16 protein-coding genes and 1 tRNA gene are annotated in these 19,380 nt (G+C 67.9%); all 17 read right to left on the bottom strand.

The genetic code is table 11. From position 1 onward, the window contains the following. Positions 1–75: 75 nt before the first annotated feature. Positions 76–202 (bottom strand) — tRNA-Arg (locus ABE488_RS09310). Positions 203–1,179: 977 nt separating this feature from the next. After that, entirely contained in the window at positions 1,180–1,866 is a 687-nt protein-coding gene (locus tag ABE488_RS09305; RefSeq protein ID WP_346448025.1) for a hypothetical protein, read from the bottom strand. Further along, positions 1,866–2,159: a hypothetical protein gene (locus tag ABE488_RS09300; protein WP_346448024.1), complete on the bottom strand. Its 294-nt coding sequence runs from the start codon at positions 2,157–2,159 to the stop codon at positions 1,866–1,868. Before ABE488_RS09300 ends, ABE488_RS09305 begins: the two co-directional genes overlap by 1 nt. Continuing rightward, entirely contained in the window at positions 2,159–8,740 is a 6,582-nt protein-coding gene (locus ABE488_RS09295; RefSeq protein ID WP_346448021.1) for a host specificity factor TipJ family phage tail protein, read from the bottom strand. The genes ABE488_RS09300 and ABE488_RS09295 overlap by 1 nt, the downstream gene beginning before the upstream one ends. Positions 8,741–8,825: 85 nt before the next feature. Continuing rightward, a complete protein-coding gene (locus ABE488_RS09290; protein ID WP_346448020.1) occupies positions 8,826–9,215 on the bottom strand; it encodes a peptidoglycan endopeptidase in 390 nt (129 codons plus the stop codon). After that, complete coding sequence (locus ABE488_RS09285) at positions 9,202–9,600, bottom strand: hypothetical protein (protein WP_346448018.1); 399 nt, start codon at positions 9,598–9,600, stop codon at positions 9,202–9,204. The genes ABE488_RS09290 and ABE488_RS09285 overlap by 14 nt, the downstream gene beginning before the upstream one ends. Before the next feature lie 10 nt (positions 9,601–9,610). Continuing rightward, the gene (locus tag ABE488_RS09280; protein WP_346448016.1) at positions 9,611–10,072 is read right to left on the bottom strand and encodes a DUF1833 family protein; all 462 of its coding nucleotides are present in this window, start codon (positions 10,070–10,072) and stop codon (positions 9,611–9,613) included. Further along, positions 10,069–10,425, bottom strand: coding sequence for a hypothetical protein (locus tag ABE488_RS09275; RefSeq protein ID WP_346448015.1), 357 nt, complete (start codon positions 10,423–10,425; stop codon positions 10,069–10,071). The genes ABE488_RS09280 and ABE488_RS09275 overlap by 4 nt, the downstream gene beginning before the upstream one ends. Continuing rightward, positions 10,422–13,409, bottom strand: a complete 2,988-nt coding sequence (locus tag ABE488_RS09270; protein WP_346448013.1) for a phage tail length tape measure family protein — start codon at positions 13,407–13,409, stop codon at positions 10,422–10,424. The genes ABE488_RS09275 and ABE488_RS09270 overlap by 4 nt, the downstream gene beginning before the upstream one ends. Positions 13,410–13,573: 164 nt before the next feature. Next, positions 13,574–14,035, bottom strand: coding sequence for a hypothetical protein (locus tag ABE488_RS09265; protein WP_346448012.1), 462 nt, complete (start codon positions 14,033–14,035; stop codon positions 13,574–13,576). Positions 14,036–14,040: 5 nt separating this feature from the next. Continuing rightward, the gene (locus ABE488_RS09260) at positions 14,041–14,799 is read right to left on the bottom strand and encodes a hypothetical protein (RefSeq protein ID WP_346448010.1); all 759 of its coding nucleotides are present in this window, start codon (positions 14,797–14,799) and stop codon (positions 14,041–14,043) included. A 68-nt stretch (positions 14,800–14,867) separates the two neighbouring features. Next, positions 14,868–15,203, bottom strand: a complete 336-nt coding sequence (locus ABE488_RS09255; RefSeq protein WP_346448008.1) for a hypothetical protein — start codon at positions 15,201–15,203, stop codon at positions 14,868–14,870. A 109-nt stretch (positions 15,204–15,312) separates the two neighbouring features. Beyond that, the gene (locus ABE488_RS09250; RefSeq protein ID WP_346448007.1) at positions 15,313–15,654 is read right to left on the bottom strand and encodes a hypothetical protein; all 342 of its coding nucleotides are present in this window, start codon (positions 15,652–15,654) and stop codon (positions 15,313–15,315) included. Beyond that, a complete protein-coding gene (locus ABE488_RS09245) occupies positions 15,651–16,415 on the bottom strand; it encodes a hypothetical protein (protein ID WP_346448005.1) in 765 nt (254 codons plus the stop codon). Before ABE488_RS09245 ends, ABE488_RS09250 begins: the two co-directional genes overlap by 4 nt. A gap of 43 nt (positions 16,416–16,458) precedes the next feature. Beyond that, a complete protein-coding gene (locus ABE488_RS09240; protein ID WP_346448003.1) occupies positions 16,459–17,487 on the bottom strand; it encodes a major capsid protein in 1,029 nt (342 codons plus the stop codon). An 84-nt stretch (positions 17,488–17,571) separates the two neighbouring features. Continuing rightward, positions 17,572–17,994, bottom strand: a complete 423-nt coding sequence (locus ABE488_RS09235; RefSeq protein ID WP_346448001.1) for a head decoration protein — start codon at positions 17,992–17,994, stop codon at positions 17,572–17,574. Beyond that, entirely contained in the window at positions 17,991–19,316 is a 1,326-nt protein-coding gene (locus ABE488_RS09230) for a S49 family peptidase (RefSeq protein ID WP_346448000.1), read from the bottom strand. The genes ABE488_RS09235 and ABE488_RS09230 overlap by 4 nt, the downstream gene beginning before the upstream one ends. Positions 19,317–19,380 lie beyond the last annotated feature (64 nt).

Raw genomic sequence — 19,380 nt, 5'->3', positions numbered from 1 at the left:
ACTGCTGGGGATCGCGAAGCTGCGGCGTGACGACAATGACGCGGCAACGAGAATGCACATACGGTCGCGTGCCCATGGCGCGCCCGACAGGAATCGAACCTGTAACCCCCGACTTAGAAGGCCGGGGCAATCTGTAGCAGGATCAGCGGCTTTCGGCGTCGAATTGTCTGGAGAGGCACGCCGGAGAACCGCGCTACACCGCGTTCGGCCATCCGAATTGTCTGGAGGCGTCTGGCCTCGTTGGTCGCCAATTTCGGCAGGGCGAAGCAGGGATCAGCGCTGCATCCCCAGCGAGGCAATGAGGCAGGTGAGCCGATCGTCAGCGAGGCACGGGCAGCCCCTGTGCTTTGAGCCAGGCGCGACACCGAGCTTTGGTTTCGACCGCACGCCTCCCAGGCGGTAGACCCGTTCGCGCGGCGACCCATCGCTCGATGTACCTCCGTCCCTGGGCCAGACTGGCGGACTTACCCTCGAGCCGCGTACCCCAGGCCCAAGTGATCGTAACCATCCCATCGGGCCGGACTGAGGCGATGCAGGCTGCGTGCCAGTGCAGAGCCAGACCGCCGTCGCGACACTCGACCCAACGACAGGGCGGCGGTAGCTCTCGGGGGATGGTGCGCGGCATGCCGGCGATCCTACGGCCGACCGTCTCACAGCCGGAGACGGGTGCAGCTGCCTGGGCTTCTAGGGACCCAGGCCCGCGCATTCAACGCCACGTCGTGGCCACCAAGGAGAGGGCGCGGTGCTGCAGTGCCACGGTACCCCGACCGCTGCACGCGGTCAGTCGGCGACCGCCGCGGCGAAGCGTAAGTAATCCCCACGCCCATGCTCAACCGGCGACGGCGCCGCCGTGGCGAGCGGCGATGCCCCGGAAGCGGGCCGCTTCCCGCCGTAGGCGGGCCGCAGCCTCCTCGGCACGGGATCGCGCTCGCCAGTCCCCGCCTCGGGCAGCGGTGACCAGGTCGAACGCTCGCTGGTCCAGCTCTCGGGCCCGGCCGGCGGCCCAGGCCGCAGTGCCAGGATTTCGGGACGGCCTCGCTCTGTTCATGGGTCGAGCATGCGCCGGCGGCGTTGCACCGCCTGCGACAGCGGGTCGGAGACAACCTCGGGGCAGTTATAGTTCCGGTTATATTTCGCGCGCGATTTGACGTTGTACCGCCTGCTACACAGCCCCGACGCTCAGTAGCCGGTCACGTCGACGACGTAGGCGCTGGCGGCGACGGAGTAGTTCGGCGGCGTGGTCGGTCCCCAGCGCTGCGATGCGAAGTTCGCAGACACCAGCTTGAAAGTGCTGCCGGTGATCGCCAGCATCCCGCGGAACGTGTAGAGCCACCAATCCTGCTGCGACGGCACCGGCGACTGGTTGACGACTCGCGTACTCGCGGCCGGGCCGTCCTGGAACACAGCGTAGGTCTTGCCCGCCGGGTAGTCGACCGTGAACCCGTCGGTGCCATTGCTCGAGGGCAAGAGCTGGTGGCCGCCGACGATCCGCAGGTACTTCAGCGCGCCATTGAATACCATCTGCCCGGTCTCGCTCTTCACCTCGAGATACTGGGCCGGGACATCGTTGGGCGTTCGGGCGAACACCCAGTATTCGACGACCGCACCGGTCGGCCCCTTGCAGACGATGTCGACGACTGCATTGCCGCTGTTGAACGTGCGGACCGCGGCCCAGGCCCCCGCGGACGAGCGCACGGCGATCAGCGGCCAGTCCGGGCAGTTGGGAATGGTGAACGAGACGTAGCTCGTGTCGCCGGCCGCCGTGGTCGTGGTCGTGACGCCCTTGGTGAAGAGCGCCAGGTTCACGAAGGTGCTGTCGATCACCAGGTTGTAGTCGTCGTTGTACACGATCAGGCCGGCGGGCATCAGTAGACCCCCACCAGCAACATGCTGTTCGTGACGCCGGCGCCGTAGGCCGTGTTCGTGCCATAGGACAGGACGTTGTTGCCGTCAACGGTCACGCTCGGCCGGTACGCGGAACCCCGAACCGCGGGCGAGTTGTTGTTGATCACGCTCACCCAGGCCGTGCCCTCGGGCAGTTGGATCGATCCACTGGCGCCCGCTGGCACGTCGATCGCCGCCACGAACCGGGTCAGCCGGTCCGTGACGTCGAGCACGATGCGTCCCTGCTCGTCCAAGCACTGCAGCCCCTGGGGCATTACCACACCCCCATGCGCACGCGCAGCCGACCCTGGGCATCGTAGACGCGGTGATTGCCGTCGCTGAACTCGGTGCGCGCGCCGCCGCCCGGGGCGATGATGCGGAACACGGATGCCAGCACGTTGAACTCCGGCCGCACACCGTCGTTGACGCTCTCCCAGCCCGAGACCATGCCGTCGTTGGTGAGGTACAGACCAGCCTTTGCGTTGAGCCCCGCCTGTAGCGCGAACGTGACTTGGCTCAAACCGGCGGCCCCCGGCTTCCAAATTGACGGCTTGGTCTGACCGGGCGCCGCCTCCTCGATCATGGGTCGCACCCAACGTGTGAAGAACTGGCCGCTGCTGGCGGTCGGAACCGAAAGCAACCGGATCTGAAAGTAGCGCGTGTTTGCCGGCGCCGTCGCAGCGACGAAGCCGCGCGCATAGTCGTTCAAAGAAGGACCGCCAGTTGCGGACACGGTTGCGCCAGAAGGCTGGCTGAGGATGTTGAAATTGGCGTCGTAGAAGATCATGCCGACTTGACCCGGCGTGCCCGACAGATAACAGCTCGCGATGTAGATTTTGCCGGGCTCGGCGGTGGCAAGGTCGGGCCCGCTTCCGAGCATCAGTAGCGCCCCGCTGGCTGTGGCATTGGCGATGCCAATCAGCGCACGCATCGCCTTCGGCACGCCGGGGTCGTTATCGGGCTGAATGTAAACGCTGACGCCGCTGACGTTACTGGTGTACATCGTCCGGAAGTTGTTCTCGGCTGGTGTAGCGCCGAAGAACTCCGAGAATCGGACCTTGTTGTCCCCGCCGGCCTGGCTCGACCGCACGTCGATTATCGCCGAGGCTGCACCTTCGGCTGCCGCGAGCGCCTGGGTAGCGGTCGACTGCGCATCGCCGGCTTTCGTGTCGACGGTAGTGATCTGCTGTGCGAGCTGCTGGCCCTGGGTCGTGACGACCGACTGCAGCTGCGTGACGCTCGCCTCGCTCGCTGCGCGGCCGCCGCCGGCCGGTAGCTTGCCCTCCACTGCAGTCACCCGGCTGGCGGTCGCAGAGTTAGCAGTCGCGGCGGCTTGTTCTGCGGACACCACCCGCGCCTCGTTCGCGAGTTTGTCGGCGCCCGCTGGCATGCGCAACTCGATCGAGGTCGTGCGAGTACCGAGCGCGTTGTCGCGCGAGACCGATGCGGCCTCGTTCGCAGTGACGACCGCGCTGATCGCCGCATCCGCGCCGACGTACTCGGCGTCCTCGATCGTGATGTAGTCGAGCTCCTGGATGCCGGTCTGGCCTGAGTTGTTGAAGAAGGCGCCGACGGCGATAAATGCTGACCCCTCACGAAGCGCGCGGGGGTTCGTCAACGATCCTGCGCCGTAGCTCGTGGCCGTCAGGCCACGCACGTACGCCGTGGCCTCAATCCATTCGCCGAGCGGCGGGCTGGTGCTCGGCAGCATGTAGTATCCGGATCCCGGCGTAGCCGCACCGGTCGTGGTCCCGTTCGGATAGATGTAGCGCAACCCGTCCGCCGATTTGCCGATGAACCATACGTAGAGCAGCCCCGCGCCCTCCACGCGGCGTGCTCGGGCTTTGATGCGGTACAGCTTGGTTGGATCGAAAGGCACCAGCGTTGGATGCGCAACGTTGAGCGCATCGTTGCCGCTGTTGTCGCCGATCCGCATGATGTAGCCCGAACGGCCAGACGCATCGGCAACGACCTGCAAGTTGGCGGCGGCCTGGGCCGCGCTCGAAACGAGCCAGGGCGCGGCGGGTAGCGCGGCCAGGGAGGTCTGCCCCGATTGCAGCGCCGCCTGCAGCCCTGTCACTCGCTCGGCCACTGCGCTGTTCGCCGCGGCGGCCGTATTCTCTGCGACGATGACCCTTGCCTCGTTGGCGAGTTTGTCACTGCCGGTGGGCATGCGCCCCTCGATCACGCTGGTGCGATTCGCCAGTGCGCTATTTGCGGTCGCAGCGGCCTGCTCGACAGAGACCACGCGCGCCTCAGACGCCGCCCGCCCGCCGTCGATCGGGGCCTTGGCTTCCAGCGCCGAGGTGCGGCTCACGAGCGACGTGATGTCGGCCCCCTGCTGGGTGACCTTGGCATCCGTGGCGGTCAGCGATTGAGCCAGCGTGTTGCTCTGCACCTGCAGATCGGAGATCGAGGTCAGCTGCGTGAGCCGGATCTCTTTGATCCAGATCCCAGCATCCGTGCCGGTCATGCCAGCATTTGCGATACGCATGTAGCCCTGCGCGGGTGCCGTTGCCGGGACAACCACTGTCCGGCTGATCGTCCGGTACTCAGCGGATGGCGTGAACTGGCTGGGAAGAATGGTGCCGCCCTGCCAATTCGTGCCGCTCAACGCAGTGACGATGCCTGCGCCACCCTGATTCCAGCCCGTGTAGCCCGGCGTGGTTTTGTAGGTGACGTCGATGCGCATGGTCTTCTCGCGCACCAGCGTGATCGGCACCGTGTTGCCCTTGCGGAGTGCACCGGCTGCGTAGAGCGCCTGCTCGGCGCTATCGAACACGCCCGTATCGGCCTGGCTCGACGGGGACGTCACCCAGTTGGTGAGCCCGTCGGCGAAATTCCCGTTCACCACCAGGTTGACGCTCGGGCCTTCGATGCCGGCCCGCACCTCCTCGATACGCTGCGCGTTCGCGGCGTTGGCGTCTGCCGCCGCCTGCGAGGCGTCGGTGACGCTGGCCGCGGTCGCGAGAGACCCGCTGCCGGAGGGCATGCGTGCCTCGATGACCGAGGCACGCTGAGCCAGGGCGTTGTCCCGCGACACACTCGCGGCCTCGTTTGCGGTCACGACCGCCTGCGTCGCAAGCGCGCCGGTACCTGCCGGCATCCGTGCCTCGATCACCGTGGCTCGCTGCCCCAGTGCATTGTCCCGGGTGACGCTGGCCGACTCGTTCGCCGCGACCGTGGCCTGCGTGGCCAGGGCGCCGGTGCCGGCAGGCATGCGGGTCTCGATGACTGTCGTGCGCTGGCCGAGCGCGTTGTCGCGAGACACGGACGCCGCCTCGTTCGCCGCCACGGTCGCCTGAGCCGCCAGCGCGCCGTTGCCGCTGGGCAGGCGGGCCACGACGGCATCCAGGCGGGTCACCTCGGCGCTCAGGTCGGTGGCGAGCTGCGTGGTCGCCGCCAGCGCCGCGGCCAGTGCCTCGCCGACGCTGTCGTAGTCGCCCAATTTCTCCCAGGCAGCCGGTGACGTCGCCGGGTTCTGACCGGTCGTCTGCACGCGGGCGCGGTACAGGCCGCCGTCGTAGCGGACGAGCCAGCCGGCGTTATACGTTGCGCCGGCCTCCCATTCGGGTGCGCCGACGATCTCTGCGATCTCGGCGGCCAGGGCCTCGGCCTGGGCCATGGCCGCATCCGCACGGGCGACAGCCTCGTCGCGCGCCGCGTTCGCCTTGGTTGTTGCGTCCGCGGCCGCAGTCGCGATCGCCGCGGTGCGCGCGTTGTTGGCCTTCGTGGTGGCGTCGCTGGATGCGGCCGCGATCGCCGCTTGACGGGCATCCGTCGCCTGTCGCGCCGCGTCGGCGGCGGCATCGGCCGCGACCTTTGCGTCTGCCTCGAACCGGTCGGAGATTTCCTGCGCGACCTTGTCGCCGATCGCGCCGAGGTCGTCGCCGATGCCGCCGATCTGCTCGCCGAGGTTGGCGCCGAGGGTCTTGGCGACCACGCGCATGCCCGTGGACAGGGTGCCGCTCGTGTTGCGCGAGCGCGCCGCGAACGTCCAGTCGCCGGACGCCGGCACAACGGCCTCAAACGGGGCCGTGTGGTAGCCGTCGGCGTTGCCGACCGGCTCCATGGCATCCCAGTCGGGCGTGGCGACCTTGCCGGCGGTCACGCGGATCTCGACGCCGGCGAAATCGGCCGAACGCGTGGTGCCCTCGAGCCAGCCCCATGTGTAGAGCCTCACCCCGCCGGACCGCTCCTGTACGTCGAACAGGTCAATCAGCACCGGCGGCGCGTCGGCGCCGATCGTGCTGTAGATCGTGCCGGTCGCGATGCCCGGCCGGCCGTCGGGCGCAAAGGGGCGCACGGCGATCTGGTACGTGCCGGCGCCCGGGATGCGCCACGCGGCGCTGCGCGTGGTGGTGCGCGCCACTTCCTGCAGCTGGCCATTGCCGTCGGCCATCTGCACCACCGTATCGCCGACCGGCCCGCTCACCTCCCACTGCGCGACCAGCTCGGTATAGACGGTGTCGCCCTGGACGACCTGCCGCTCCGACACCTGCAGGTCCGACGCGACCGGGCGCGTCTGCAGCAGCGACTGGTTCGGCGGCCGGATGTAGCGCCCGGTGCGCACGTACTCCCAGAACTCCGGCCCTTCAGGCACGACGGACACCCGCGCGCCGCTCAGGCCGCTTTCGGGCTCGAGCTTCACGACACGCACGCGGTAGCCGGGTGTCGGCTTGAAGTCGTAGCACCACAGGGTGTCGGCCGCCGGATTCGCCGCTGTGTTTCCCGGCAGCGCTGCGTCGCTGGGCCACGCGCCGACCAGTTGTAGACGTGCGGACTCGCCGTCGAACGGGCGCACCTCGAACACGCGATATGTGCGCTCACCGGGGATGCGCAGGCCCACGTACGCCTTGCCTGCGTCAGGCGCCCGTACCGGCTCATCCAGGTCGATCGAGACGATCCCGCCCTCGATGCGCGCGGCGACCACGCGGCCGCTGATGCCCCACTGCGTCAGGTCATGAGACAGCGACAGCATCGACAGGCGGCGGTACGAGAGATGCTCGAGGTCCGTCGCGTACGAGATGTCCTTGTACTGATACAGCGACTGGGCCAGGTGCCAGCGCGCCAGCATCGCCGCATGCGCCTCGCTCGTGATCCCCTCGCCCGTCACCTGGGTGGGGTTGAGCATCGTGGTCACGCCCGGCGCCGGGATGCGCAGCGTGCGGGTGGTCCAGTCCTCGGCGTCGTAATAGGTGAACTCGATGCCGTCGGCGGCGCTGGCCAGCGTGTAGTCCACCTGGAACTGGCCGCGTTTGATGGTGCCCATGCCGACCACGCCGCTCAGCGGCTGCTCGTCGGCGGCCCACACGGGTGAAAGACGACCCGGCGCCCAGCTCACTTGGCCGAAGCCAGCGAGAGCCAAGCTGTTAACCATGTCGTCGTGATTGCGGGGGTCCTTGACGACGTAGTCATAGCCGAAACCCTCGGCAGCGCAGTGCAGCATGAACGCCTGCAGGCCCGGCACATCAATCATGTCCTCGGGCAGGCCGATGCCGGCGATCCGGTCGCCGTTCTCGTCGTTGATGCCACGCGCGTAGGCCAGCAGGTGCGCACCCGGGTTGCTGGTCTCCTGCACCACCCATTCGGTGCCGGTCCACACAGGGACCGGCCTGCTGACGCACACGCAGCGGATCTCGTCGGGCGCGTTCTGCAGCTGGCCCGAGGCTTTCATGCGAATGCCGATGCGGGGAATGCCGGCGTAGTCGGCGGGGTCGGCCTGGACAGCGACCATCGTCTCCCACTGCCACTTCGACTGGCCGTTGGAGCCGCCGCCGTCTATGGCCCGGCCCTGGATCCGAACACGCACGTCGTACTGACCCTCGGGCACGTCGCGCGCGAGCGTCGCGCGATGGGGGTTGTAGTCGCTGTTGGCGAAGTTCCGCGAGACCAACGGCGTCCACGAGCCGGAGCCGACCGGGCGGTACTGGACATCGACCGTCTCGATGTTGGTATAGGGCCGGCCCTTTCTGTCCGCGTCGCCGAGGACGTACCCCAGGTTGATCAGGATGCGCACGGTTCGTGCCGGCGTCGTGCGCTGTACCCAGGTGCGGTCCTTGTTGAGTTCGCCGCCGTTGATCGTGTCCGCGTCGGTGTACACCGGGATCTGCTGCTCGGGCATGCCCGGGAAGCCGGCGTAGTAGACCTGCACGCCCTCGAACGACGACAGCAGCGCGTCACCGAGGTAGAGCTCCTCGACGCGCTGCACGTTGACGCCAGGCGTGAGGACCATCCCGACGTACTGGTCGTCGCCCTCGAACCAGGTGTACGGCAGGCTGAGGATGTCGGGCGCGTACTTCACTCGACCGAACGGCAGCCCGAGCGGCTGATAGGGCCGCGCCTGATTGCGTCCGGCCCCGATCGTGTAAACGGTGTTCTGGTCTGCCTGGCTGGCGCTGATGGGCTTAGGGCCCAGCACCTTGTTGATGAGCACCGACCCGGCAACGAACACCACAGAGGCGAATAGCGCGCCAGCCACGCCTCCGCCGAACGCGGTTGCAGCGGCGCCGGCGCCCCATGCACCAGCCGTGGCAGAGCCGAGACCGAACGTGAAATACGTCAAGGCGACCATCGCGACGATGTAGAGCGCCGTCTTCTTCGCCAGTCCGCGCGCCTCGATCAGCGTGCGATCCTTTGGGCGCACGCGCTCCATAACATCGACTGGAACCAGCACGCCGTTGATGCGGACTTCCCACGCGTCACCGGTCCAGTCCGGCACAGTGCGCCGGAGGAAGGCGCCCAGCGTCTCGCCGGGCAGCAACTGCGCGACGAGCTCCTTCTGCCCGTCTACCGTGACCGGGTGCGGCGTGGAAACCAACCGGCTGTGCCCAGGTGGGCACTCGAGCAGTCCCATCAGGCAATTCCCCCATGCCGAACAACGCAAGAAAAACGCCCCGTTTCCGGGGCGTGTGGGTCAAGCAGCTTCAGGGCGTGCCGGGTCAATCCCGCCATCGATAAAACCCCTCGATCGGTGCGCCCCAGTCGGGGAGCTCGCGCACGCGGTGGAAGATGGACACCCCGACCTTCTCGCAGCTGTGCAGGACCCAGCCCTCGTGGGCCAGGAAAAAATAGACGCCGACGTGGCCCAGCACGCCATCCTCGAACATCAGCACCAGGTCGCCGTCCTGTGGCTCGTCGGTGCGCGTTGCGTAGGCGCGGGACAGCTCGCCAAGCGCCAGTTGGCCGCGGAGACCGCGCGGGCGGCCGTTGGGCACGACCACGTCGCGACCGAACAGCTCCCGCTGGACGAGCATGACGAAGTCAGCGCAGTCCAGGGTGTCGGCGCAGTACGGCACGCCGACGAGACGCTCGACGTCAGCCAGCTGCATCGACCTCATCCGCGTGTGGGGCAATCTCGGGCTCTGGCTCGCCCTCGCCCGTCGGCGCATCCAATTCCGGCGCATCGTCAAGCGGTACAAGTTGCTTGCCGGTCAGATGCAGCGACTGAATCAGGCCGTCCTTGCTGTAGAAGGCCACCACGCCTTGCGGTGCACCTCCGGTGACGTGCACGATCAGCACGGGGTTCTGCGGATCGACCTCGAGCGCCGCAGCCAGACCGGGCTCGAAGCGCATGAACTCGCCGGCCGCATAGGGGAACGGTTCGCCGATCAGGCCGTCGCGGTTCCGGTCCGCCCAGGCGGATAGCTGCTCGCGGATCAGCTGCGGGGTCGCTTCGACCTCGATCATCACCAGGTTGGGTTTCGCATTCGACATCTCGGATCTCTCAAGAAAGGCCAGGGGCCGTGAATGGGTTGAACAGCAGGCGCACGGCCCGCTGTCGCATGAGGAAGTCCACGCCCAGCTGCGCCGTGACCTGCCCACCACCGGCAGAGACGTGCGTCATCGGGAGGTTCCAGATGCGCGCGTAGACGTTCGGGTTTGCGCGATCGCTGAGCATCAGGCGGGCGAGCATCACCTCGCCCGGTGGGAGCGCCTCGAGGTCCTGGGTGACACTGGAGCCGCCGGTGGCCATCACCAGCTGGCCCCGCGATGTCTGGCCTGCGACGTCGTCCGGCGCCTTGAATCCGAACGGCACGCCGATGAACTCGAGACCGTTGCTCGTCCAGTTCTGCGTGTCGTTGACGACGCGCAGCACTTCCGGCATCGACGTGGAACGGATCTCGAGGAACTCCAGCGCGCTTTGGCGATCCCGCGTCCGCTGGCGGCGTTCGAGGAATGTGCTCACCGGAGATACTCCACCGTGACCGCGCGCCGGCAGTCGTAACCGAGCTCGTCGATCAGCTCGGCGCGCCCGATGGCGCCCCCCACAAAGCTGACGCGCAGCGGGCGCCCGCTGATCGGGTGACGCATGTCGAACTCGCCGATGCGCCCGATCTCGTTGAGGTACCAGCCGAAGAAGTCCTCCTGCAGGTCCCACGTCTCGAAGTAGAGGCTGAAGCTCAGGCGGACCTTTATCTGAGAGTTGAGGACCTCGAGCTTGTCGGGACCTCGCTCCATCGCGGTGGTCCGAACAGCGGGGTCTTCCTCTTCGCCGAAGCCGGCGAGCATCACGTGCGCGTAGCCGGGGAGTTCGCTCATACCTGGTCCTTCCATCCAAACCGACCGCGCCCGGCTGCCGCGATGACGCCGCCGTTGGCCACGTCGTCCGCGACTGCGTGCAGTACGAGGCGGATCAGCTGCGTGCCGTCGGGCTGCTCGCTGACCGTCGTTTCTCCCGCCTTCACCGGCTGCGCGGTGTTGATCACCTCAATGCGGTAGCTGTCGGCACGCCCTCCACCCAGTCCGCCGTTCGCACGGTGGCGGCGATCGCTGCGGGTGAGGACCTCCTCATCGCGGCGAAGGATTGCTGGCACCTCGTCCGGCGCCAGACCAGCAATGCCGCCGTTGTGGTATCGAGGCGCGGCGCCGAACAGCAAAGGGCTGACCGAGCGCCGCACCGCGCCTTGGCCGACCACGCCACCGCTGTGGCGAACCTCTGTGCCTATCGCAACCGGGCCGTTCGGGGTCTGCTGGCCCGGGGAGCCGAAGAGGGAGCCGAACAGGCCACGTACGGCGCGCAGCGCAACCTCTTGCGCGATCATCCGCGCCACGCCGGCCACGAAGGACCGGACCATGTCTGAGAAGGCCTCTTTGAAGCCTTTGGCCCCAGTGATCAAGTCAGCGAGCGCGTCGCCCAGCGAGTTGGCCGCGAGGTCTTCGGTCTTCTGTCGCCACGTGTCCTGTGACGCGACGACGTTCGCGATTTCGGTGTCCAGTTCGCGCAGCCCAGCCAATGCCGCGGTGTGCTCCGGCGATCCTGGTGCATGTGCGCTCAGCGCGCTGACGGCAGCTGCGCGTAGCGCGCGATAGTCGGCCAGCGCCTTGGCGCGCGCGGCCTCCAGCTGGCGCTCGCCTTCACCCATGCCCATCGTGCCGGCGCCCACCTGAGCGCCCACGGCCGTCTCGATCGAGCGCAGGGCGGTACCGATCTTCGTGGCTGCCTCGCTCAGGGCGTCCTGCTGTGCACGCGCGACGAGGCGCGCCACGAGCGCCTGGCCCATCTGCTCGCCGGCGGCGCCGGATTCGGCCTCCAGGCGGCGGAAGAGCACCTCGTACTCGCGCAGCACGCGTGCGCGCTCGGCCTCGCCGACAGCGGCGATGTCGGACACGTCACCCAGCTGGCGCTTGAGATCGGCGACCTGGGCGGCGAGATCCTGCTCGGCCTTGGCCTGCTCGCGCGCCGACCGTACCCCGACCTCGGCCCGGTCCCGCTGCAGGCTGGCGATCTCCTCCTCGAGCTTGCGCCGAGGGCCGAGCTTGTCCGCCACGGCGAGCTCGGCACGGGCCTGCTCGATCGCGAGGTCGATGGCCCGAAGCTGCAAGCGTTCGCGCTCGGCGAAGTATTCCTTGATGCTGAGCCGGCCCTCGCCGTAGAGCCGCTCCAGTTCCTTCAGCGCGCGCTCGTTTGCATCGCGCAGCAGCGCGTTGGAGGCAGCCACACGGGCCCCGCCTGTTACCGCCGCATCGGCCGTATCTTCGATCAGGTCGGCGAGCACGCCACCTCGAAGATCGACGACGCGCTTGTTCCAGTCGTCGAGCATCGACTGCAGGTTCTCGACCGCCTGATCGGCCTCGAGAACAGCGGTGCCGGCGGCGGCAACGACCCCGCCGCGCATGTAGCTGCCTCGCCCTCCTCTGTAGCCGACTCGTCCTCCTCCTGCGCGCGCTTGCGCTTCCTTGGCCTGCTGCAGGCGTTGCTGCCTCTCGGCGGCAACCGCCTGCGCGGCGCGCAAGGTCTCAATGGCCTGCGCCCGCTTGGCTTGGGCATCCTCAAGAGCCGCTCGGCGGCTGTCGCGCGCCAGACGTGCGTTCTCGGACAGCGTTTCGTTGTGCAGTTCCTGGGCGCGGGTGGCTTGCGTCGACCGCTGGTACAGCAGATAGATGCCAGCCGTGAGCGCGGCAATCGCCAGGGTGACCGGTCCGCCGACCGTTGCAAGGGCGGCGCGCAGCCTCACCGTCGCCGCTGTGGCGAGATTCGTGGCCCCCGCGAGGAGCCCCATACCCGCCGTGGCCGACCTGATGGAGGCCACCAGGGCGCCGGCCGCGAGCGTCGCCACCGCAACCGTCAGGGCGCCGAGGCTGCGCACCAGCACGCCGACGGCCTGAGCCATCGCGCGGATGTAGGTGATGCCGTCCTGGGCAAGCCACTTTGCGAACGACGCGACCAAGCTCAGCACGTCGTTGGCCAGCCCCAGAAATGCCTCTTTGGTCTCAGGGCGGCGTAGTGCGTCGACCACTCCATTGATCGCACGCGTTACTGCGGGCGCTCCGCTGCCTCCGTTGCCATCCAGAAGCTCAACGAAGGCGTTGCGAAGTGCAGCCAGGGCGCCGGGCAGCGTGTTGCGGGCGGCCTCAGCCGCACCGCGGTAGGACTCCTCCATGACGCCCATCACGATGGCTTGCGCCTCGGCCAGGCGGCCGGTCTTCTCCAACTCCTTCAGGAGCTTCTTTTGCTCCTCGGTGAAGCGGAATCCCTGCTTCGTCAGTGCAGAGACACCCTCCGCTGGATACTCCAGGGCCTTGCCCACGGTCTCGGCGGACTGAGTCAGGCTCTCGCCCAATCGGATCGACTGGTCGATCGCCAGCTGCAGAGCGCGCGGAAACTCGTTGGCCGCGATGCCGCTATAGCTGAGCAGACGGGTCTGCGCGTCGATGATCTCGCCGGTACTGTGCGTCGTGGCGCTGGCGAGCCTGTCGGCCATGCCCACCAGCGCACCTTCGGTCAGGCCAGCTGCCTCGCCGGTCGATTTGAGGGCCGCGCGCAGCTGGGCAAGCTCGCCTTGGGCCTGCCCGGTTTCCTGAATCACGCCCTTGAACAGCGCGCCGGCGGTCACCCCTGCGAACAGTCCACCGATCAAGGTCTTGATGCGCCCCAGGCCGGCCTCGAAAGGCCGTGTATCTGGCAGCGTCTTCGCGGCGTCGCTCTTGACCTTGGCCAGCTCGCCGCGCAGCAACCCCAATCCCTGCTTGATGTCGGCCAGGTCAGCCGAGATCCTCACGCGGAGGTTTGCGGGCGTGTTCAAGGGTCAGGAATCCAGGTGGTGGAGGTACGTCTTCCACTCCTGCGCGTCGCAGTTCGCGGCGGCACGCAGGTTGAAGGCGTGATCACGGAGATCGCGGCGACGGGCGCGCTCGGCAGCCTCGGAGAAGGCCCTGAGTTGGCCGAACGTGTAGCCGCGGATCTCGGTCAGCGAGTGGCCGCGCTCGGCGAGGAGCTGGAGGGTGTCGGCCCAGTTCCATTCGGCCCGGCGGCCGGCTTTGCCTGGGCTCGTGCCCTCTGCTGCAGCAGGGGCGCCAGGCGGCGGACGAAAAAATCGCGGTTGACCTCGTAGAGCGCGCGGCACAGATCCACGAACTCGGCGATGTCGCCACCCTCGATCCATGCCGGCTCGCGCCCCACCGCCAGCGCGACCGCCTGGAAGACGGCTTCGCCGTGCTGGTCGATCAGATCGAGCGCCAAATCGATCAAGGCGCCCTCGTTGTCGTCCGGCAAAGCCTCGAGGTCCATCAGGGAGTTGATCACCGGTCGAGCCAGGCGGACGATCCGTGGTGTGGCGCCGACGGTCAGTGGCCGCAGTTCGAGCGTCGCGTCGCGGTAGGTCGCCGTCCTGACGGACGGCTCAATCACGTCCAGAGCGTTGTCGTCCATGGCGATCAGCGCTCCTGCTGCCAGTAGAAGTAGGCGCTGTGATTCGTCGAGATCCGCTTCGACGGATCGGCCAGGATCGAGCCCTGCACCTCACCGACGCCGTACTCCTCGCCCAGAAGGCCCAGTTGCTGGATCACGCCGCCGCTGACGCGGTGCGCGACGAGCTTGACCTTGCGACCACTGAGCGCTTCGTTCTCACCGTGGAATTGCATCTCGTACTGGCGAGCCGCGACCACTGCGGCCTCCACGTGGCCGAGAGCGCCGTGCGCGTACGTGACCCGGATGTTCGGCGCGCCGTTCACGCTGGCGGGGATATCGCTGTCGTCCGGGATGTAGAGCATCCCGCGATCGAAGATGTAGTCCTCGCCCGCGACGTAGGCCGGGCCGGTGCCCACCGGCTGGACCGAGGTGATGGACGAGGCGATCCGCGACAGCGGGACGTACACGCCGCGCGCCGCGGCGACTTCCTCGTTTGCGACGCTTCCTGCCGCGATGGTGCTGGCCAGGCCTCGCGTCGCCCGCGCGAAGTTCTCCGGGCTGAAGTCGTGGAACGAATAGCTCAGCTGCCAGTCGCTGATGCGGTCGACCCGGTTGCGGACGCCGCCGCCCGGACGGGTGTGGTCGGCCAGCGTGAGCTGGTTGGTCTGCGGCGCGACGCTGAAGGCGGAGCAGTTACCGACCTCGACGAGCGGGAGCGTGCTGCCCCACTCGCGGACCAGGATGATGCCGCTGCCCAGGTAGCTGTAATCGGGTGCGTGGGACATTGCGTGTTCCTCGTGCTGGAAATGAAAAAGCCCCGCGGATGCGGGGCTTCGGTGGACGGCGCGCCGGGTTAGCCGGCGGCGGGATGGATGGGGATGTGGCTGGAGTAGGCGACGACGACGCCTGTCCACCCCGTGCCGGGCTGCACCGGCGCTGGCTCCATGCTCTGGAACTCGGGGAATTGGTAGCCGCGGGGGAAGCGGAACTTCTGCGCCGGGTCGAGCGCACGGTCCAGATCGCTGAGGACGCGGTCCTGTTGCTCAACCGCGTCGTCGATGTCGGCGTGCAGCTTGAGGATGACGCCGACCGTGGTCAGGCGATGCGTCCTCGAGACGGCCCGATCGGTCGCGCGCTCCTGCTTGCCGATCACCAGTGCGACGACGAATCCCTGCGAGTCGGGCACCATGCCAGCCTCGGTGGTGACCCAATCACCGGCGTCCGTGTGGTAGCCGTCGGCTCGCCGGATCCTCTGGAGGCACTGGACGAACGACGCCAGCAGGATCGACCGCGGGCTCTCACTTGGCATGGATCACCACCCATCGGCTGCGGGACGCGTCATCGCGGATCAGCTTCTGCAGGCGGAACCGCTCACCGCTGGGCAGCAACTCGACGATGGCGCCCTTTGCCGGCGACACATCTCGAAGCTCGAACGAGATCAGCGTGTAGGCAGCCGGCACCGGTGCGAACTGCTCGCTATCGTCGAAATCGCGGACATCCCGGTCGACAAGCACGGTGCACGGGCGGCCCACAGCCGTGTCGGCGGTGTCGTAGTACAGGGCACTGTCGGCGAGGCCGGCGGCCTGAAAGGCTTGCCCGGCCGCTGCGTCGAAAGCCCGCATGAAGTCTCGCTGGTTCATCCTTTGCCCCTGAATTTCGAGGTCGCGACCGCCTTGTCCAGCTCCCGCGTGAAGTGAAACGGCAGTTGCTTGTCGAAGATCGCCTGTGCGGCGCCGAATACGTCGTACCGCGGCCGGTAGGTGACCGAGGTCACGAAGAACAGGACGCTGCGCACGCCGCTCCCGAACCCGGTATCGATGCGCTCGTACACGCCGGGCCTGAGATTCCCGCGCTGCCGGCCCAGGGCGAAATACTCCCCGCCGCGCCGCTTCTTCTTCGCCCGACGCCGACCGCGGCTTGCATCGGTGGCGTTCTGGTACTGATCGCTCTGGGCGCGAACGGCCGAGAGGATCGCGGTGATCTGTTTGCCGGGGACGTTCCCGAAGGCGTCCAGCTGCGCCCCGCGCCCAGGCACGGTGAACATGCCGGCCGGCAGCACGCCGGCAGCGCGCAGCGCGGCTTCGGAGCGCTTCATCCGCCGCCCGCCGCCGCCCACTTGGGCCAGCAGGTACTTCGCCGGCGGCGTGCCCTTGTGCGCCTCGTCTCGCAGGAAGACCTCGGCGTAGGGCCGTTGCTTGGTCGCCTTACGGTAGAGCGGCGCACGCAGGGTGAGCGCCGTCGGCCGGTCGAAGACGCGCGGCATCAGTTCCGCCCACCGCTCGCGGGTGGCGAAGGCGGTCGCGTTGACCGCCTGCACCGTCGCGAACAGCAAATTCTTCTGCTCGAGCTCTGTAAAGGCCCGTCCGAACACGTCGCCGGGATCGACTTCGGTCTTGATCATGTTGGCCTCGTAGGGGCCGGCGCGCGGCCGGCCCCCATCCGAGTCAGAACGTCAGCTTGATGACGACGTCGGGGCGCGTGTTGAGGTTGAGCACGTTCGACTGCGATTCGATGTCGATGCCTTTCCCGAAGGGCTGGACCTCCGACTTGGAGTAGTACGGCAGGCCCACCGTGTTGACGGTCTCGATGTAGTCCGCCGGCGCGAAGCGCGTAATGAACATGTCGGGCACGCCCAGGGGGAACGCGATCGCCTCGCCCTCGGGGATATACCGGTCCTCGCCGACGGCGGAGCTGACTTCCTCGAACGTGACGCCGCCGAACGAGAAGCCGCGACGCAGATCGTCACGCAGCGCTGCGCCCTCCTGCCAGCGGTCGAACGCCTTCTCGACCTTGTCGTGGCCGGTCAGCTTGTCGAAGAACTCCGGGCTGCAGAACACGTGGATGCCGCGGTGCGGCACGCCACCCAGCGCCTTCTCGACCAGGCGTTTGATCTCCACCACCTTGTTGCGCACGTTCGTGGTGGCAGTGTTCAGGCCCAGCGACGCGGTCTTCTGCGTGATGCCGAACTCGCGGTAGATATCGATCAGCACCGAGCCGTCGGCGTCGAGCACTTGGCCGCGGATGGCGCCCATGCGGTGATACTCGATGGTGTAGTCGTTGTCCCGCTTGTGCACCGCCTGCAGCGCGGTGACCTTCTGCGTGACCGCGGTGATGGCGCTGTTGAGCTGCAGACTCTCGCCCGATTCCGGCGGCGCAGCGAGCGAGAACGCCCGGGCGTTCTGAACCTCGTCTGCCTTCACCGTCGAACGCTGAGGCAGGTGCGGGACCATGAACGGCTTGGCCTTGCTGCCGTGCAGTGCCTTGGGCTGAGACGGTGCACCGCGTGGGACGGACGGCACCAGCGACAGCTTGTAATCCTTGATGCCCACCAGCACGAAGGTGGTCGAGACCCCGTCCTCGGTGAACAGACCCATTTCACCGATGCGGCTAGGAGTGTCGGGAAGGTTGTTGATGGTGGCGGTCAGCGACTGCGTGCTGAGCGCGGCGGAATCGACCAACTGCTGGAGATCCATGGTTCTGCGTCCTCTGAAAAGCAAAAGCCCCGCTTTCGCGGGGCTTGGGGGTGGATGGAGCGGTGGCGCGCGGGCGCAGCGGGTTTAGCCGCCGCCACCCCCGGACGGGGGTTCGTCCTCGACCTCGACCTGGTCGGTCTCCAGGCCAGCAGGGCGCTGGGTCCAGCGGACGCGGATACCGATATCACCGAGCGATGCCGCGAACGCGGTCTTCATGGCGTCGGTGTCGGTCTCGGCCCACTGCAGCAGCTCGCCGTGCACCTCGGCATCGCGGTCGATCACGGTCGCCTTGACCGCTGGCGCCGAGGTATCGCTGCCCGTGTCCACACCGCCATACAGCAGGCCGGCGACATCGGTGTTGGTGGTGGCGACCACGCCGGCGGCCGTCAGAAACGTGCCGGGACGCAGGTACCCCTGGCCGGCGGCCAGGGTGAACAGCGCGCGCGAACGCTCGCCGTGGGCCTCGCTCAGGAGGAATTCGGCAGTGTTGCCGGTGGCAGTGATCATTTCTTTGCTCCTCGGGGATTGTTGCGGCGTGCGTAGACGCGGTTGGGGTCGAGAGACTCGGCTTGCTTTGCCGCGGCAGCGATCACGGCGGTACTCTGGGTCGGCTGCGCGGTCACCAGCTCGTCGCCCACGCTGGCGGTGGCTCCGTCCAGTTGTGCGCGCGCTTGCTCGAGCGAGGCGCCGGATTTGATGAGGTCGGCCGCCAAGCTGCGCAGGTTGGCGGCACGGCACAGGTCGGCGATGCCGTGCGCCCGCTCGACCTCACGCGCGACGTGGGCCACGTCCTGGACGTGCTCCAGCAGAGCGACGGCGAGGTCGGGCGCCAGGCCGGCGGCGGTGACCGCCCTGGCGATCGCGCCGGTGGCCGCCAGCTTTGCGGCCTCGTCGGGCACGGGGGCGTCGACGTCCGTGTTGCTGGGGTCGAGCGGCGCGTCGGCGGCGTCGGCTACTTCCTCCACGTCGCTCTCGGATTCCGCACCAACGGCCATCGGCGTGGCGCCCAGTTCGCTGTCAGCCCCACCATCGTCGTCACCCGCCTGCCCGGGCGCATCGACTCCTGGCGCACCCAGATGGGAAACGAGGTCGTCCCACGTGCCCAGGCGCGTGGCGAGGCCAGCTGCCACGGCGCGGTCGCCGTAGTAGACGTCCGCCTGCGTGCTACGCACGATCGCCTCGTCGATGCCGCGGTACTTGGCCACCGACTTGACGAACAAGCCGTAGGTCGCGTCCACGCTTTCCAGGGCGCGCGCGTGGGCTTCCTCGGACAGCGGGAAGTGCGGGTTGAAGTCAATCTTGCGGTCGCCTGCGTAGATCGGCGTCACCTTGAGCCCGATCTGGGCATCGTTGCCGCTCCAGTCGTAGTGGAAGGCGCACACGCCCACAGATCCGGCGCCACCGGTGCGGCTGACCCAGATCTCGTCGCAGGCGGCCGCCAGGCCATAGGCAGCGCTGTAGGCGTAGTCGTCCACAAGCGCGTGAATCGGCTTCTGGCCACGGCTGGCGTAGATGTGGTCGGTCAGGTCGAACAGGCCGGATGCCATACCGCCAGGCGACTCGATGCGCAGCACGATCGCGCTGATGCCGTCGTCGTGAAGCAGCTCGTCGAACGCGTCGCGCAGCGCGGTGTAGCTCACCGGCCCGCCGCCGCTCGGCCCCGGCATCGGGCGGTTGACCAATCCACCGCTGATGTTGATCACGCCGATCATCCCGGCGGTATCTGCCTCCGGCGCAGGCGCGGCGCCTGGCACGCGCTCGGTGCTGAGCTGGGTGTCGAGGCTGGTCACCTCCCCGCTGAGGTAGGCGTTGACCAGTTGCTCGGCCATGGCACGGTCTGCCAGCAGTGGCCGGTTGAGCACGGCCGTGGCCAGCGACGAGACGACCGGCGCA

The sequence above is a fragment of the Luteimonas sp. TWI662 genome (assembly GCF_039673825.1).
GTDB lineage: Bacteria > Pseudomonadota > Gammaproteobacteria > Xanthomonadales > Xanthomonadaceae > Luteimonas.
Note: the sequence above shows the minus strand (reverse complement) of the source record. Positions and strands in the feature narration are given on the sequence as shown.

Bases quoted from the DNA above. Each gene is read 5' to 3' on its own strand.
- ABE488_RS09305 (WP_346448025.1), bottom strand. From the start codon at position 1,866: ATGCCCGCCGGCCTGATCGTGTACAACGACGACTACAACCTGGTGATC.
- ABE488_RS09300 (WP_346448024.1), bottom strand. From the start codon at position 2,159: ATGCCCCAGGGGCTGCAGTGCTTGGACGAGCAGGGACGCATCGTGCTC.
- ABE488_RS09295 (WP_346448021.1), bottom strand. From the start codon at position 8,740: ATGGGACTGCTCGAGTGCCCACCTGGGCACAGCCGGTTGGTTTCCACG.
- ABE488_RS09290 (WP_346448020.1), bottom strand. From the start codon at position 9,215: ATGCAGCTGGCTGACGTCGAGCGTCTCGTCGGCGTGCCGTACTGCGCC.
- ABE488_RS09285 (WP_346448018.1), bottom strand. From the start codon at position 9,600: ATGTCGAATGCGAAACCCAACCTGGTGATGATCGAGGTCGAAGCGACC.
- ABE488_RS09275 (WP_346448015.1), bottom strand. From the start codon at position 10,425: ATGAGCGAACTCCCCGGCTACGCGCACGTGATGCTCGCCGGCTTCGGC.
- ABE488_RS09265 (WP_346448012.1), bottom strand. From the start codon at position 14,035: ATGGACGACAACGCTCTGGACGTGATTGAGCCGTCCGTCAGGACGGCG.
- ABE488_RS09260 (WP_346448010.1), bottom strand. From the start codon at position 14,799: ATGTCCCACGCACCCGATTACAGCTACCTGGGCAGCGGCATCATCCTG.
- ABE488_RS09255 (WP_346448008.1), bottom strand. From the start codon at position 15,203: ATGGTGCCCGACTCGCAGGGATTCGTCGTCGCACTGGTGATCGGCAAG.
- ABE488_RS09250 (WP_346448007.1), bottom strand. From the start codon at position 15,654: ATGAACCAGCGAGACTTCATGCGGGCTTTCGACGCAGCGGCCGGGCAA.
- ABE488_RS09245 (WP_346448005.1), bottom strand. From the start codon at position 16,415: ATGATCAAGACCGAAGTCGATCCCGGCGACGTGTTCGGACGGGCCTTT.
- ABE488_RS09240 (WP_346448003.1), bottom strand. From the start codon at position 17,487: ATGGATCTCCAGCAGTTGGTCGATTCCGCCGCGCTCAGCACGCAGTCG.
- ABE488_RS09235 (WP_346448001.1), bottom strand. From the start codon at position 17,994: ATGATCACTGCCACCGGCAACACTGCCGAATTCCTCCTGAGCGAGGCC.
- ABE488_RS09230 (WP_346448000.1), bottom strand. From the start codon at position 19,316: ATGGCCGAGCAACTGGTCAACGCCTACCTCAGCGGGGAGGTGACCAGC.